General features: G+C 41.8%; 14 protein-coding genes. 7 read left to right on the forward strand and 7 right to left on the reverse strand.

Going from position 1 to position 15,038, the window contains the following annotated elements; translation table 11 throughout:
* Positions 1 to 202: 202 nt before the first annotated feature.
* Positions 203 to 1,612, reverse strand: a complete 1,410-nt coding sequence (locus AK823_RS07140) for a DUF2868 domain-containing protein (RefSeq protein WP_068327781.1) — start codon at positions 1,610 to 1,612, stop codon at positions 203 to 205.
* A gap of 293 nt (positions 1,613 to 1,905) precedes the next feature.
* Here AK823_RS07140 and merR point away from each other — a divergent pair, with 293 nt between their 5' ends.
* The 5 genes from merR (at position 1,906) to AK823_RS07160 (ending at position 5,351) form a co-directional block, all read left to right on the forward strand.
* Positions 1,906 to 2,292 (forward strand): Hg(II)-responsive transcriptional regulator, encoded by a 387-nt coding sequence (merR, locus tag AK823_RS07145; protein ID WP_068327784.1) that lies wholly within the window; start codon positions 1,906 to 1,908, stop codon positions 2,290 to 2,292.
* A gap of 150 nt (positions 2,293 to 2,442) precedes the next feature.
* Complete coding sequence (merP, locus tag AK823_RS07150; RefSeq protein ID WP_068327787.1) at positions 2,443 to 2,682, forward strand: mercury resistance system periplasmic binding protein MerP; 240 nt, start codon at positions 2,443 to 2,445, stop codon at positions 2,680 to 2,682.
* A complete protein-coding gene (gene merF / locus AK823_RS13950; RefSeq protein WP_082785665.1) occupies positions 2,683 to 2,940 on the forward strand; it encodes a mercury resistance system transport protein MerF in 258 nt (85 codons plus the stop codon).
* On the forward strand, positions 2,937 to 4,379 hold the full coding sequence (gene merA, locus AK823_RS07155) for a mercury(II) reductase (protein WP_068327790.1): 1,443 nt from the start codon (positions 2,937 to 2,939) through the stop codon (positions 4,377 to 4,379). The genes merF and merA overlap by 4 nt, the downstream gene beginning before the upstream one ends.
* A gap of 216 nt (positions 4,380 to 4,595) precedes the next feature.
* Positions 4,596 to 5,351 (forward strand): SDR family oxidoreductase, encoded by a 756-nt coding sequence (locus AK823_RS07160; protein ID WP_068327791.1) that lies wholly within the window; start codon positions 4,596 to 4,598, stop codon positions 5,349 to 5,351.
* A gap of 117 nt (positions 5,352 to 5,468) precedes the next feature.
* Here AK823_RS07160 and AK823_RS07165 read toward each other — a convergent pair whose 3' ends face one another.
* The 5 genes from AK823_RS07165 to prpF form a co-directional block, all read right to left on the reverse strand.
* Positions 5,469 to 6,968, reverse strand: a complete 1,500-nt coding sequence (locus AK823_RS07165; protein WP_068327792.1) for a bifunctional 2-methylcitrate dehydratase/aconitate hydratase — start codon at positions 6,966 to 6,968, stop codon at positions 5,469 to 5,471.
* A gap of 210 nt (positions 6,969 to 7,178) precedes the next feature.
* Positions 7,179 to 7,778 carry a GNAT family N-acetyltransferase gene (locus tag AK823_RS07170; protein ID WP_068327794.1) on the reverse strand — a complete coding sequence of 200 codons (600 nt, stop codon included), beginning with the start codon at positions 7,776 to 7,778 and terminating at the stop codon, positions 7,179 to 7,181.
* Positions 7,779 to 7,790: 12 nt separating this feature from the next.
* The gene (locus tag AK823_RS07175) at positions 7,791 to 8,183 is read right to left on the reverse strand and encodes a hypothetical protein (RefSeq protein ID WP_068327796.1); all 393 of its coding nucleotides are present in this window, start codon (positions 8,181 to 8,183) and stop codon (positions 7,791 to 7,793) included.
* A 154-nt stretch (positions 8,184 to 8,337) separates the two neighbouring features.
* Positions 8,338 to 10,065 (reverse strand): ABC transporter ATP-binding protein, encoded by a 1,728-nt coding sequence (locus AK823_RS07180; RefSeq protein ID WP_203226605.1) that lies wholly within the window; start codon positions 10,063 to 10,065, stop codon positions 8,338 to 8,340.
* A 252-nt stretch (positions 10,066 to 10,317) separates the two neighbouring features.
* Positions 10,318 to 11,565, reverse strand: coding sequence for a 2-methylaconitate cis-trans isomerase PrpF (prpF, locus tag AK823_RS07185; RefSeq protein WP_068327799.1), 1,248 nt, complete (start codon positions 11,563 to 11,565; stop codon positions 10,318 to 10,320).
* A 100-nt stretch (positions 11,566 to 11,665) separates the two neighbouring features.
* Between prpF and AK823_RS07190 the strand changes: the two genes are divergently transcribed.
* Positions 11,666 to 11,887, forward strand: a complete 222-nt coding sequence (locus tag AK823_RS07190; RefSeq protein WP_068035855.1) for a hypothetical protein — start codon at positions 11,666 to 11,668, stop codon at positions 11,885 to 11,887.
* 17 nt (positions 11,888 to 11,904) lie between these two features.
* The gene (locus tag AK823_RS07195) at positions 11,905 to 12,195 is read left to right on the forward strand and encodes a type II toxin-antitoxin system RelE/ParE family toxin (RefSeq protein ID WP_068035857.1); all 291 of its coding nucleotides are present in this window, start codon (positions 11,905 to 11,907) and stop codon (positions 12,193 to 12,195) included.
* 110 nt (positions 12,196 to 12,305) lie between these two features.
* Here AK823_RS07195 and acnD read toward each other — a convergent pair whose 3' ends face one another.
* On the reverse strand, positions 12,306 to 14,939 hold the full coding sequence (acnD, locus tag AK823_RS07200; protein WP_068330207.1) for a Fe/S-dependent 2-methylisocitrate dehydratase AcnD: 2,634 nt from the start codon (positions 14,937 to 14,939) through the stop codon (positions 12,306 to 12,308).
* Positions 14,940 to 15,038 lie beyond the last annotated feature (99 nt).

Consider the following 15,038-nt stretch of genomic DNA (forward strand, 5'->3'; position numbering starts at 1 on the left):
ATTGTGGTCATCCTTGACTCTTTAATATAAGCTTGACGCCTTACAAAATCAGCATAGCTTATGAACGCATGCGTCATCTGCAGTCGGTCTTATATAAAAATGATATAGGATAGGGCTGCTGGTATGGATTTTTTGCAGCATCTGTCTACGCAGGCACAGTAAGCAAAGAAAATTTATATCAATAGCACCTCATAATGAACCACTATGAATGATTCTCTACCAAGCCAATATTACGTGCGGATAATGCCGTTTGCCATTGTTGATAACGGACATCCTGATGCGATTGAGGAGATTTTAGATCAGTAGCCACTACAGATGTTGAGATATCATTGATATCGGCGCTATCCGTTCTGTCATTATTTAACAATTGAACGATAAGGCCGTGTTTTGCATGAGTAGCAATGCGGTCAAGCTTGCGCAATGTGCCACGATCGGGCAATGCCTGGCTATGAATACCTAGCAATACTTGTACTGGATTTTTATCTAAATAAGTTGTTAGGCGATCCATATCATCACGATCGTCAACGATACCGAAATTTTCAACCTCACTATCACTATTAGTATCGTTAAGACCTACTTGCCACCAATGATCCTGCTCTGATGGATACTCAAGTAGTGCAACCAGCTTTTTGCCAGCACTAACGCTCGCCTTTGGTGCTACCGGTGCTGGCGCTTCATTGAAGTCATCGGCATCTACTACTTGACGCTGCCAAAAGTTAATAATCTTTTGATAATAGGGGAGTTTGATATCCAAGCGCATTTTTTTGCGGCGAAACATTAGCGCACAAAATGCCCAAGCGATCGCACGCGGGATGATACCATACATAATTAGGCTACCAATTAACAAGCCTGCCCATTGCCGCGCGACAGATAATGGCATAGCATCTGTTACGAGTCGGCTCTGCACAATAGCAGCATTGTCCGGCACATCAAAACCAACCATACTTGGTAGCCAGCCAAGCACTTGGGTCAAGCTAATCAGCGCCTGATCTGATAATAACGTCGACTCCCAGCTAAAACTATACTGACGTACAATCAATAGAAAAATGATCGCAAACATCATTCCTGTCAACGTTGCCAGCCACAATTGATGACTAAACCGACCTAGATACCAGCGCATCCCGCTATGCTGCAATTGACGCTCGTACAATTCCACTGCCGCCTTGGTGACATCGTCCTTACCGCGTATCAGATAACTAGGACTAACAAAGTTTGCAAACCAACTGGGAGACTGGCGACCTTGATTAATCAGCGTCATCACTAGCCAGCCACCGAGCATAAGTGTATGAAAACCCAGCAGACAAACCAACACATAGAAGAAATTAACAACATTGGTCTGCAATAAAGTAAACAAGCCCAAAAATCCTGAAACGCACCACACGACACTCATGACTATCATGATGCCTTTGATACGGCCGTCAATTTTCCCTAACACCCGTGCAAGATTGCCATTGCTGTCGATACGCGAAGCTCGACGATGTAGCTTTTGAATCGGCTTACCGTCTTCTACCTGTAGTTTTTCAGTCACCAATAAAGGATCAGTTGTGAAGACATGCTGCTGAGTCTCAAGCGTACGTACCAGCTCAGTTAATTGGTCTTGGGGTGATAGCATGGTGGGGAGATATCCGTGTCAGTAAAACAAACATTAGGTCATTTAAATGAATAGTTATTCAAGCGTATTGTAGCGTATTTGGCAAGATTATTATTTGTGATTATCCATGCTTATCTAGGCAAAAATAAATAGTATTTTTACTTTGAGGTGCGGATGGAATAGTGCAGACAATAGGACTATTTATAAAAAATTAATGATACTCATCAAGTATTTATCGCCTATTTCTTGGTAACATGTTCATTTAATTAGAAAAACGCATTTAACATTGTGCTGATTTTTAGCAAGGAGAAATAATGTCTAGAACCATCAGCAAACTAGCAAAAGAAATAGGTATCAATATAGAAACTGTCCGTTTTTATGAGCGTAAAGGACTAATTAAACAACCTATTAAACCTATGCAAGGTTATAGGCAGTATCCAATAGAGACGGTAAATAGGATTCGTTTTATTAGACGTTCTCAAGAATTAGGATTCACATTAAGAGAAATAGAGAGTCTACTTTCACTTAATGATAACCCTTGTAGACAAGTCGAAGAGCTAGCGAAAAAAAAGTTAATGGCTGTTCAAACCAAACAAGCTGATTTACTTCTTTTAGAAAAGGCGCTCTTAGAGCATATAGACCGATGCCAAAATAACAAAGATGATACTTGTTGTCCTATCATTGACTCTTTACAACCGTAGCAAATCAATGTTGTTCTGAATAAAATTCATCTCATCAAACCCATACTAAACACGGTCAACAATATATTTTATTAATTTACCAAAGAATCTATTGACTCCGTACCTAGGTACATAGAATACACTTGTGTCATAACTTAACGAGGTATTTATATGGAGCAGAAACAATCAAACCTTCTGATGACGGTTAAGCTTGACGTACCAACAATGAACTGTGTGACATGCCCGATAACAGTCACACATTCACTAAAGAATGTCGATGGTGTTAAAAAAGCCGAAGTCACTTATAGAACTAAATCGGCTGTGATTATATATGATGACACCAAAACCAACGCAGAAACCTTAATGAAAGCAACAACCAATGCGGGTTATCCGTCTACATTAAGAAGATGAATTTTAACTAGGGATAAAGATACATTATTATTCCGATTTGGAATTATAAGCACCATAATTGTCGCTTTGTGCTGTTTTACTCCTATTCTTGTCATTTTATTAGGTGCTGTAGGTCTTGCTTCTTTAACAGGATATTTGGACATTGTTTTACTTCCGGCACTAGCATTTTTTGTCGTACTTACCATTTACGCACTGTATAAAAAAAATTCAACAGATAAAAACCTCTGTAATAATGATAAAAAAAAGGATGAAAAATGATTAATGATGAAGTTTACACATCAGATGTTACTGATATAAAGGTAGCCATGCATATAGCTATCGTTGGCAGTGGCTCAGGTGCTTTTGCTAGTGCTATTAAAATGGTAGAGCTTGGAGCAAGAGTAACCATGATTGAAGGTGCTAAAGTGGTTGGTGGATCTTGTGTCAATACAGGTTGCGTGCCATCAAAAATACTTATTCGTGCTGCACAATTAGCGCATCAGCAACGAGATAATCCATTTAAAGGACTAAAAAACAGTCACCCTCAAGTAAACCGTTCTCTAATCGCTCAACAACAGACTGCACTTGTCGATGAATTACGTGATACCAAGTACATTAGTATTTTAGAGTCAAATCCAGCAATAACCTTATTAAAAGGTTACGCACGCTTCGAAAATGAAAATACGTTGCTTATAAAAAAGCCTGATGGTTCAGAAAAAGAACTTCGCGCAGACCGTATTTTAATTGCAACGGGTGCTACACCGACTATCCCACCAATTAATGGTTTAGCAGACACCCCGTATTGGACATCTACAGAAGCTTTATTTGCTGAAGAATTGCCAGAGAGCTTACTAGTAATCGGCTCATCGGTTATTGCCCTAGAAATTGCCCAAGCCTATCATCGTTTAGGGTGTAGTGTGACTATATTGGCACGCCATACGTTGTTGTATGCAGAAGAGCCTTTATTAGGCGAGAGATTAACAGAGTGTTTTGAAAGAGAGGGTATTCGAGTATTAAATAACACTCAAGCAAGCAGCGTCAGCTACGATGGAAAATCCTTTTCATTAGATACAAATGAAGGCGTTTTAAGCGCTGAGAGGTTACTTATTGCTACTGGTCGTCACGCAAATACAGCTCAGCTCGGATTAGAGAACGTAGGTGTTGCGATACAAAAAAATGGAGCTGTTATAGTCAATGATAAAATGGAAACATCAACAGCTAATATTTATGCTGTAGGTGATTGCTCTAACATGCCTCAATATGTTTATGTAGCAGCTGCAGCAGGTACTAAGGCAGGTATCAATATGATGGGTGGTGATGCAAGGCTAGATTTATCCACGATGCCTGCGGTTATCTTTACAGATCCACAAGTCGCAACAGTTGGATTAACTGAAACTCAGGCGCTAAACGCAGGATTTGAAGTGATTAGTCGAGTGTTAGATATGGAAAATGTGCCTAGAGCATTAGTTAATTTTGAAACAGATGGATTTATCAAACTGGTCGCTGACAAACCAACAGGTAAAATCCTTGGCGCACAAATACTCGCTCATGAAGGTGGGGAGTTAATTCAAAGCGCTGCACTCGCTATTCGTAACAATATGACAGTAGATGACTTCGCAGGACAGCTATTTCCATATTTAACGATGGTCGAAGGTTTAAAGCTATGTGCACAAACTTTTAGCAAGGATATTAAAGAACTATCATGCTGCGCGGGATAACCTCATACGGCTAACAGACGTTACCCCGTATCTATTTTTCACCACTATCAATACTATTAGGCCTGTTAAACGTTGTATAAAATCGAGTTTTTATTGTCTTTCTTCATAAATTGTCTCTAATTATCTGCCATACAGTATGCTATGTTAAAGATAACAATAGCGTTCATACTGAATTAAGTTAAAGAAGAATAATGAAATTGAAAAGGAAGATGCCATATGGACAATAAAACCTATCTTATCATCGGCGGGACTGGGGGCATTGGTCAAGCGATGGTCAGACAGCTGGTACAAGCGACTGCTAATGAAAAAAGCAGCATTAAAGTCTTTGCCACTTACCATAGAAGCGTTCCCGACTTTGAAGCGGATAATCTACATTGGTTACAAATGGATGTCAGCGATGAGAACAGTATCAAACAAGCTGCCGACGATATTAAGCAGCAGAGCACGCATCTTGATTGGGTGATTAACTGTGTGGGGCTGCTACATACTGAAAAATCACAGCCTGAGAAAGCACTTCGGCAAGTTGAAACGAAATTTTTCTTACAAAATATGCAAATCAATGCATTAGCAGGCTTACTGATAGCCAAGCATATTAGGCCGCTACTTGCTAAAGCGGAACGCAGTGCTGATAAACCTGCAATATTCGCGACTATATCAGCGCGTGTGGGCAGTATCAGTGACAATCAGCTGGGCGGCTGGTATAGCTATAGAATGAGTAAGGCTGCACTAAATATGGGTATGAAAAACCTAAGCATAGAATGGGGACGCTCATTAAAAGACGTGTGCATAGTGGTCATGCAACCAGGTACGGTCAACACGCAACTGTCTGCACCATTTCAGGGTAATGTCGCTGATGGGCAATTATTCTCGCCAGCCTATAGCACAGAATGTCTATTGGAAGTTCTGTCAAACATGACTGCTACCCAATCTGGGAGTTTTGTCGACTGGGCAGGGGAGTCAATTCCTTGGTAAAGTGGGATCTGAAAAATTAAATTATTAAAACAAAAAAAGAGTGTGTCATGATTCAGTCAATGACACACTCTTTTGATTTATAGAAGTCTGTTCCATAAAACCTCAATTAATCATCGTCTAGTTAATGACAAATAAGTCCATAAATTCATTAACAGGCGTTTGCTCTAATTGAGCTTGGTCATCGCACAGCTCAATGATTTCGTCACAACGACTTTCGATAAAGCGGGTAGCCAGACTGGATCGAAACTTCGCTTCTAGCACAGGGATGCCTTCTTCACGGCGTCGCTTGTGACCAATAGGATATTCAACAGCAACTTTATCGGTACTGGTGCCATCTTTAAAGAAGATTTGAATCGCATTGGCAATAGAGCGCTTGCTTGGATCGTGATAGTCTGCTGAGTAGCGCTCGTCCTCTTCTACCACCATTTTGCTACGCAGCTCATCAATTGATAGATGCTGCTCATGATAGTCATCTTCGTAGTTTTCTGCCATGAGATCGCCAGTTAATAGAGGGACGGCAACCATATACTGTAAGCAGTGGTCACGATCGGCAGGATTGGCAAGCGCACCCTCTTTTGAGATAATTCGAATCGCCGAGTCATGCGTGGTGAGAACGATTTTCTCAATATCATCGATTCTATCTTCAATGCGTGGATGCAGAATGACTGCGGCCTCACAGGCGGTTTGTGCATGGAATTCAGCAGGGAAACTTATCTTAAATAAAATATTTTCCATCACATAAGTACCAAAGTCACGCTGAAAGGTAAAACGACGCTCATCTTCAGGTTTGAGTGCTAGGTCTTTATTGGTATGGCTAAATAGCACATCATAAAACCCCCATTGCGGGGCAGTTAACGCGCCAGGTATTCCCATCTCGCCACGACGCGTGATATCTACCAAGCGTACAGCACGGCTGGTTGCGTCACCTGCCGCCCATGATTTACGGCTACCAGCATTGGGTGCATGGCGATAGGTGCGTAACGCTTGGCCATCAACAAGTGCTTGTGAAATAGCCGCCATAATACGCTCGCGTGGCAGGTCATATAATTTGGCGACGACAGCTGTTGATGCTAATTTAACTAAAAACACATGATCCAGCCCAACGCGGTTAAATGAGTTCTCAAGTGCTATTACACCCTGAATCTCATGCGCCATAATCATAGATTCAAGCACATCTCTTATGGTGAGTGCTTCGCGACCTTGGCTGACGTGTTGCTGACTGATATAGTCTGCTACTGCCAAGATACCGCCCAAGTTGTCTGAGGGATGCCCCCATTCGGCAGCAAGCCACGTATCATTATAATCAAGCCAGCGCACCATACAGCCAATATCAAAAGCGGCTTTGATGGGGTCTAATCGATGGGAAGTACCGGGGACGCGCGCGCCATTCGGCGTAATCTGATCAGCGCAATCGGGTCCTAGGTGTTTGGTACATTCAGGGAAGCGCAGTGCAAGTAAACCACAACCAAGCGTATCCATCAGACAGTAGCGTGCGGTATTCCAAGCATCAGCACTATTTGGGGAGTCATCATCAATAGAGTAGTTGAGAACATAATCGGCAATTTTTTGAATCTCGTCGTCATATTCTGGACGGACATTGCTTTCTACATTAGACATAGTCGTTACCTCTTCCTTAAGTTAGCTACTTTTTTGACCATTGACCGTTTACCACGACCACCGTTTTCACGATCATAGTCATGACTCAAAAGTAGCATACTCAATAGGTAACAACAGTGACATAGTGTAAAAGAACTTTGTAGTTTGAGCCCTTGTAATCTAAGGTTTTATTGTGAGTTTAATAACATACGACTTATCATATAAATATATCTAAGTCATCAAGTAGATTAAGCCTGCAATGAACATAAGGCTCAATATCAACAGTAAAAAACTCAAAAGTTTGGTCGCAAAACCTGATCCTTCTGAGCCACCTAACTTCAGGTTCTTTGCTTTAGATTTTTTAATAATCGGCAAAACCATATCAACATGTTCGAGACCGTCTGTAAGATAAAACTCACTTGCACGCACGAACCCTAAAGATTCATAGAAGTTGAGTAAATAGGTCTGTGCTGAGATTGCAATGGGTTTTTTACCGTATTTTTTACGGCAGTGCTTAATGGCATGCGTCATGATTTGGCGCGCCAAGCCCTCACCTCTATACTTCGGTAATACTAATACTCTGCCGATTCTAGGCATTGGCAGAGTATTAGCAGCTGAGGTACTAGATTCAGGTGCAATAATGCGACAGTAACCAACCAGTGCTTCATCTTTATGCGCGACAAGATGTAGGCAGTCAAAATCCACCTCATCCATATCTTGATAAGCGCAGTTTTGCTCGACGACGAATACCTGCGAGCGCGCTTTTAGAATATGATAAAGATCAACTGAAGTTAGCTCGTCAAAGGTTTTTATAGAAAATTGACAGGTCATAGTTAATGGTTCTTAATGATTTAGACGCTTTTGATTTACTTTTACAGTGGTGGCATAAGGACTAATACCTTTATCCATAATTTTAATGGCTTCTTCATCGATATCATTATCAAAGTTATTAAAAGCATTGTGATGTCCTAACATAAAGCTTTGACAGTTGCTTATCCACTTATTTACTAAGGTTGTTTGTGATGACATAATTTGCGAATTTATGTTACTAATAGAGTCTAAAAAAGCTTTTTGTTTTTCTTCAACCATAGTGAATATCTCTTTCTGTTGCAATTTAGCATTCATAGGAGAGGTAGCAAGCAGCCAAATTCTAGAGGCCATAATTTGTGGAATAGCGACACACATCGTCATAGTCTTTTGTTGAAGCTTTAATGCATTTGCTGAGTTAGTTAACATTTTGATCCCAATTAAAAAGTAAGGGTAAAGGTAGTAAATGAGCCAGTATCTTAGATATGGTAGTCATCAACGCTAGGTAACTAATCAAATATTTCGTTTAAAATTTATATATTTAAGAGAGATATAACTAAAAATAATCCACTATTATATATACTTAACCCTTTAGTGTTTGACTAATTTTGTCCAAGTTCAAGCTATCAGACATGGCACTAAATATCTCAAAGTACTTACCACGTTTCTCATACAGCTCTTCATGTGTGCCCGTCTCAACCACTTGACCATTTTCTATGACCACTAAATCATCGGCATCGATAATTTGGGCAATATTGTGCGAGACCATAATCACTGTGCGATCTCTTTTAATCAGGTCTAAGCTCTTTTTGACTTGTTGACTGGCAATCGCATCCAGACTGGCCGTTGGTTCGTCTAAAAACACAATTGGCGGATCTTTTAGAAACATCCTTGCCAGTGCGATACGCTGCTGCTGACCACCCGATAAGGACTTTGCCGTACTCTCATAACCGTGAGCCAGCTTTATAACTTGCTCATGGATAGAGGCTTTTTTAGCAGCGACAATAATATCCTCATCGGTCGCGTCCATATTGCCATAACGGATATTTTCACTGATGGTGCCTGAAAAAATATGATTGCTTTGTAACACCAGACCGATGCGCTGGCGTAATTCATGGGTATCACAATCGGCTAAATTATGACCATCCAAGTATATCGTGCCAGCATCTGGCTCATAAAATTTCACCAATAAATTAATAATGGTGCTTTTACCTGCACCGCTTAAACCAACTAGCGCAGTAATACGATTGGGTTTAATGGTGAAGCTGACATCTTTTAGCGCCTGCGTGCCATTAGGATAAGTAAAATCGACATTTTTGAGCTCGATATGACCTTTTAAATTTTTACTGCTCATCCCATTGACATTTTCGACTTGCTCATCATCTTCTAAGATTTCGAAAAATCCTTCGGCATAAGTCAGCGCATTGTTAATTTGGTCATAAATGCGATGTAACTGGCGAATAGGGGCAGCGACGTTTTGAAATAGCATCACATGGAATAAAATCATACCGATGGTCATCTGACCATTCAAGACAAAGTAGGCAGTAAGCAGGATGATAACCACCACCCCAATCTGTTCAATAAAGGTCTTAACCGCATCATAAATAAAACCAATGCTACGAATTCTAAGCTGATTGTCGGTCATCTCTTTTTGAATCTTTAAGTGCTTCTCAGCCTCAATAGATTCACGCACAAAAGATTTGACCACGCTGATCGAATTAATTAATGAAATAACAAGCCCGCTCTTGGCTTCTCTAAAGCCGCGCATCTGCCTGCGAAAGCCTTGCAAGCGCCGCGCTTGCTTTTGACTGATAAAAAAGTAAATGGGTATGATAATAAGACCGACCAAACCGATCCAAAAGTTGGTCGAAAACATGATAATGAGTGAAACGATGGCGCTGGCAAACAAGGGCAGCATGTCGATAAAGAAGTTTTGCACTAAACTTGTGAGACTGCTGACGCCGTAATCAATACGGGTTTGCAGTTTACCACTGTCGTTTTCACTACTGGTATAAAACGCCATACGATAGGTCAGAATGCGCTCAATGATGCGCTGGGACAAATCACGTGACAGATTGATACGAATCTTTTCACCAAAAAAACGCTGACCAAAAGAGATAAAGATAGACAATATCTCTTTAGTCAGTAAAACGACACTAATGATACCGAGCATGCGCAGACCAGCTTCCCAAGGCTCGGCAAGGGTGGCGATTTCGGTCAAGGTATCGACAGTGTAGCGCAGTACAAACGCATTGACCTGTGCGGTAAAAGAGCCAAGCACCGTCAACACCAGCGTAGCAATGATTAACATTCGATAAGGCTTAGAAAATACCGCCAGCTTTTTAAGAATATCCCATAGCAAAGCTCTCCGTTCTTTTTTTTCGACCGGAGGCTTTTTATCTAATTGTACGCGGCGTGGAGGAGTACTCATAATATGAAGGTGCTATCTAATTTCAGTTAAATCCCTACGGTTAAGGGTTTCGTTTATTCGTATTGGTTTTTGTATACCTTATAAATCGATAGCTATTATAAAGACTTTAATCAGCATCCCAAAATCTGTTAACTAAAAACTATCACTTGGTACAAAAACTTCACCAACCATAATACGACGAGCAGAGCGGCTCATTGAGACTTTTTTGGCTTGCCAGCGTCCATCGACTTGTTCAGTTTTTCCGCCAACTAACAATGTGCCAGAAGGATGCCCAAAACGCACTTCACCTAACTGTTTTTCAGATTGGCCAGCGCTCGCTGCTTGATTAACGAGTGTACCTTGCGTGGTCGCTGCGGCGGCAATAGCAACTGCTGCTGTGCCCATCATCGCATGATGTAGTTGCCCCATACTCATTGCTCTTACCACTAAATCAATATCTGCTGCGTTAACTTCTTTACCACTGGACGCGGTATAACTTTGTGCAGCGCCAACCCAAGCAATTTTAGGAATATGCTGACTTGCCTGTGCCTCAGAAACATCTTTAAATAAGCCCATCGCAACCCCGCCCTTGGCACGGATTTTCTCAAGTTTAGCTAAGGTTTCGCTATCGCTATTGATATCGCCCTGCAGCTCAGTACCAGTAAAGCCTAAATCTTCTGCTTTCATAAAGATGGTTGGGATACCTGCGCTGATAAAGGTCGCTTTGACGCTATCGCTATTTAGACCGCAGCTAGAGACATCAAAATCATCGACTAAATTGCCAGTAGGGAACATATCACTGGATGAATCTACAGGGTCAATAAATTCAATTTTTACTTCGGCGGCTGGGAAGGTGACACCGTCTAATTCAAAATCACCGGTTTCTTGCACTTGTACTTTGCCTTGTTCATCTTTGTATACAGGTACATGCGCGATAATGGTTTTGCCAATATTCTCTTGCCAAATACGCACTTCGCAGATGCCAGTACCATTTTCAGCACTTTCCGCTACTTTATTCGCATCAACCAAGCCCATATTAATCGCACAAGCACCAACTGCGGCAGTTAAATTACCGCAGTTACCTGCCCAATCAATCATAGGTTTGGCAATATTAACTTGTCCAAAGAGATAATTAACATCATGGTCTGCTTGCTTAGCCTTAGACAAAATCACCGTCTTTGACGTGCTAGAGCTACCATTACCTAAACCGTCGATTTGCTTACCATAGGGATCAGGGCTACCGATCACACGCAATAGGAAATTATCTCGCGACGCGCCAGCAACTTGGCAGCGCTCAGGTAAGTCGGATAGTTTAAAGAAGGTGCCTTTTGAAGTGCCGCCGCGCATATAGGTAGCAGGGACGGAGTGTTGTGGGGCGAATTTTGTTTTTGATTGGGTCATTGTTTATTCCTTATATCAGCTTATTAGAGTGAGGGTCGTTAATATACTATTTTTGTGGTAAAATACCACAAAGGTTAATATTTTGAATATGGAGAAAATTATGTCTACCGCAAGCATACGTCTTAATAAAGTGTTAGTTGATAAAGCCTATGCGATCTCAAAAGCACAACATCGTACCCCGCCAAAGCAAATAGAACATTGGGCAACCATAGGACAAATTATGGAAGATAATCCTGACCTATCCTATGAATTTGTTCGTCAGCTGTTGATTGCACAAGCAGAAGTCGATGCTGGTATGGTTGAACCTTACGAATTTGGATAGTTTATTTTGGACAAATAATGACTCAGTCTTTAAGTGTTATTCAATCACATAGTTTTAAAAAAGCAGTTAAGAAATTACATAAAAATCAGAAAGCCGACCTAGATGATGCTGTACGTGCCATCATCGATAATCCTAATTTGGGCGTGCAGAAGGTGGGTGACTTATCGTCCGTACGTGTCTATAAGTTTAAAATGCTAAAACAGTTAACATTATTGGCCTATCAGATTGACGATGGTCAGCTTGTTCTCACTTTATTAATGATTGGCACACATGAGAATTTTTATCGTGATGTTAAATTAGTGCTCTGATTATTATATAGTGCCAGTGTCATTATTTTCATACCCAAATATTAAAAAACCGATGCCATATAGACAGTCTATACAACATCGGTTCTTTAATTACTTAAAAGTCATAATGCTTACGCAATATCTAACGTGCCATCGATAAACTCTTTGGCAAAGCGCTGTAACATACCGCCTGCGTTATACATTTTGACTTCATCAGCCGTATCCAAACGGCAAATGATAGGGGTTTCAGTTTTGCTGCCGTCGGCACGATTAATAACCAAGGTCATTAAACCGCCAGCAGACACTTCGCCAGTCACATCAAAGGTCTCTGAACCATCGATTTTTAGCGTATGGCGAGTCGTACCTTCTTCGAACTGTAAAGGTAGCGCGCCCATACCCACTAAGTTTTGACGATGGATACGTTCAAAGTCTTCAGCGACTACGGCTTCCACGCCAGCCAAACGGACACCTTTAGCAGCCCAGTCGCGGCTTGAGCCTTGACCGTAACCATCACCAGCGATGATGATAAGTGGCTGTTCACGATTCATGTAAGTCTCAATCGCTTCCCACATACGCATAACTTGACCTTGTGGTTCAACTCTGGCGTATGAGCCTTGGATAATTTCGCCATCATCGTCACGTACCATTTCGTTCAATAGTTTAGGATTGGCAAAAGTAGCACGTTGGGCGGTTAAATGGTCACCGCGATGCGTTGCATAAGAATTATAGTCTTCCGCAGGTAAACCCATTGTATCAAGGTACTCACCAGCAGCCGAGTCACCCAAGATCGCATTAGACGGTGACATATGGTCGGTGGTGATATTATCACCCAACACAGCAAGTGGGCGCAAACCAGTTAAGGCGTTTTTCTTGGCCATTTTGCCTTCCCAATACGGCGGACGACGGATATAAGTAGTCATCTCACGCCAGTTATATAATGGACTTAACGCTTTACCGGTGTCTTTTTTGGCTTCATCAAACATCGGAATATAAACGGCGTTGAATTGCTCAGGCTTCACGGCTTTGGCAACGATGGCATCGACTTCTTCGTCATCGAACCAGATGTCTTTTAGATAAACGTCGTTACCGTCTTGATCCTTACCTAACGAATCTTTTTCGATATCAAAGCGAATATTACCCGCAATGGCATAAGCGATAACCAGCGGTGGTGACGCTAAGAAGGCTTGTTTGGCGTATGGGTGGATACGACCGTCAAAATTACGGTTACCAGATAGTACCGCTGTACTGAATAAGTCGCGGTCGATGATTTCTTTTTCGATCTCAGGGTCAAGCGCGCCGCTCATACCATTACAGGTCGTACAGGCAAAACCAACCACATCAAAGCCGATTTTTTGCAGATCAGGCATAAGACCAGCTTCTTCTAGGTACATTTTTACCGTTTTTGAGCCTGGAGCTAATGATGATTTTACCCAAGGTTTGCGTAGTAGGCCTTTGGCATTAGCATTACGGGCGACAAGGCCAGCGGCAACCATATTGCGAGGGTTAGACGTATTGGTACAGCTGGTAATGGCCGCAATAATTACTGCACCATCTGGCATCAAGCCATCTTCTGGTTCAGGAAGTTTGTCACCCTCACCGTGAGCAATACCTTTAGCAACCAAATCCGTGGTTGAAACACGAGCATGCGGACGTGAAGGGCCTGCCATATTACGTACGACTGCTGACAAGTCAAATTCAAGCACACGGTCGTAAACGGCATTTTCCATACCATCTGCCCATAGACCTGTCTGCTTAGCGTACTGCTCAACCAATTTAATTTGAGCTTCACTACGACCCGTTAGGCGTAAATAGTCGATGGTTTGTTCATCGATATAGAACATCGCCGCAGTCGCGCCATATTCAGGCGTCATATTGGAGATAGATGCACGGTCACCAACACTTAATTGACGAGCACCTTCACCGAAGAATTCAATATAAGTAGAGACCACGCCTGCATCACGCAAGAACTCGGTCATTGCCAATACCAAATCGGTACCGGTAATGCCTTTTTGCAGTTTGCCCGTTAACTTGACACCAACATAATCAGGTAGGCGCATATAAGATGGGTTACCTAGCATCACGCTTTCGGCTTCAAGGCCACCAACACCGATTGAGATAACACCTAACGCATCAACCATTGGTGTATGACTATCGGTACCGACTAAAGTATCAGCAAAGGCAACTTCTTCACCCGCTTTATTGTGTACGACTTGGACGACTGGCGACATTTTTTCTAGATTAATTTGGTGCATGATGCCGTTACCAGGTGGTACGACGTTCACGTTATCAAAGGCATACTGGCACCAGTTGATAAAGTGGAAACGGTCATCGTTACGGCGCTCTTCGATAGCACGGTTTTTCTCAAAAGCATTTTCTTCAAAGCCTGCATGTTCAACGGCCAATGAATGATCAACAATCAATTGCGTTGGTACGATAGGGTTCACTTTTGATGGGTCACCGCCTTGCTCAGCGATAGCATCACGTAGACCTGCCAAATCAACAAAAGCGGTCTGACCTAAAATATCATGACAAACGACGCGAGCAGGGTACCATGGAAAATCTAGGTCTTGCTTACCTTCGATATGTTGCTTAAGCGCATCGGTTAATTCTTCTGGCGGGCAACGGCGAACCAAGTTTTCACACAATACTTTTGAGCAGAACGGTAGCTTGTCATACGCGCCAGCTTCAATGTTCTCAATCGCTTCACGGGTATCAAAATAGTATAAATCAGTGCCAGGTAATGGCTTTTTAAATTGTTCATTCATGGGTTGTACTAGGGCATTGTCCATAAGTCACCTTTGGCTGTTAGCTGGTTGAAATTCAAAAATAATCGTTCTTTTAGCAAAATCATTAGTGTTAGAAGT

The sequence above is a fragment of the Psychrobacter sp. P2G3 genome (assembly GCF_001593285.1).
In the GTDB taxonomy this organism is placed as follows: domain Bacteria; phylum Pseudomonadota; class Gammaproteobacteria; order Pseudomonadales; family Moraxellaceae; genus Psychrobacter.

Bases quoted from the DNA above. Each gene is read 5' to 3' on its own strand.
- merP (WP_068327787.1), top strand. From the start codon at position 2,443: ATGGAGCAGAAACAATCAAACCTTCTGATGACGGTTAAGCTTGACGTA.
- prpF (WP_068327799.1), bottom strand. From the start codon at position 11,565: ATGACCCAATCAAAAACAAAATTCGCCCCACAACACTCCGTCCCTGCT.
- AK823_RS07190 (WP_068035855.1), top strand. From the start codon at position 11,666: ATGTCTACCGCAAGCATACGTCTTAATAAAGTGTTAGTTGATAAAGCC.
- AK823_RS07140 (WP_068327781.1), bottom strand. From the start codon at position 1,612: ATGCTATCACCCCAAGACCAATTAACTGAGCTGGTACGTACGCTTGAG.
- AK823_RS07180 (WP_203226605.1), bottom strand. From the start codon at position 10,065: ATGTTAATCATTGCTACGCTGGTGTTGACGGTGCTTGGCTCTTTTACC.
- acnD (WP_068330207.1), bottom strand. From the start codon at position 14,939: ATGAATGAACAATTTAAAAAGCCATTACCTGGCACTGATTTATACTAT.
- AK823_RS07165 (WP_068327792.1), bottom strand. From the start codon at position 6,968: ATGTCTAATGTAGAAAGCAATGTCCGTCCAGAATATGACGACGAGATT.
- merR (WP_068327784.1), top strand. From the start codon at position 1,906: ATGTCTAGAACCATCAGCAAACTAGCAAAAGAAATAGGTATCAATATA.
- AK823_RS07160 (WP_068327791.1), top strand. From the start codon at position 4,596: ATGGACAATAAAACCTATCTTATCATCGGCGGGACTGGGGGCATTGGT.
- AK823_RS07175 (WP_068327796.1), bottom strand. From the start codon at position 8,183: ATGTTAACTAACTCAGCAAATGCATTAAAGCTTCAACAAAAGACTATG.
- AK823_RS07195 (WP_068035857.1), top strand. From the start codon at position 11,905: ATGACTCAGTCTTTAAGTGTTATTCAATCACATAGTTTTAAAAAAGCA.
- AK823_RS07170 (WP_068327794.1), bottom strand. From the start codon at position 7,778: ATGACCTGTCAATTTTCTATAAAAACCTTTGACGAGCTAACTTCAGTT.
- merA (WP_068327790.1), top strand. From the start codon at position 2,937: ATGATTAATGATGAAGTTTACACATCAGATGTTACTGATATAAAGGTA.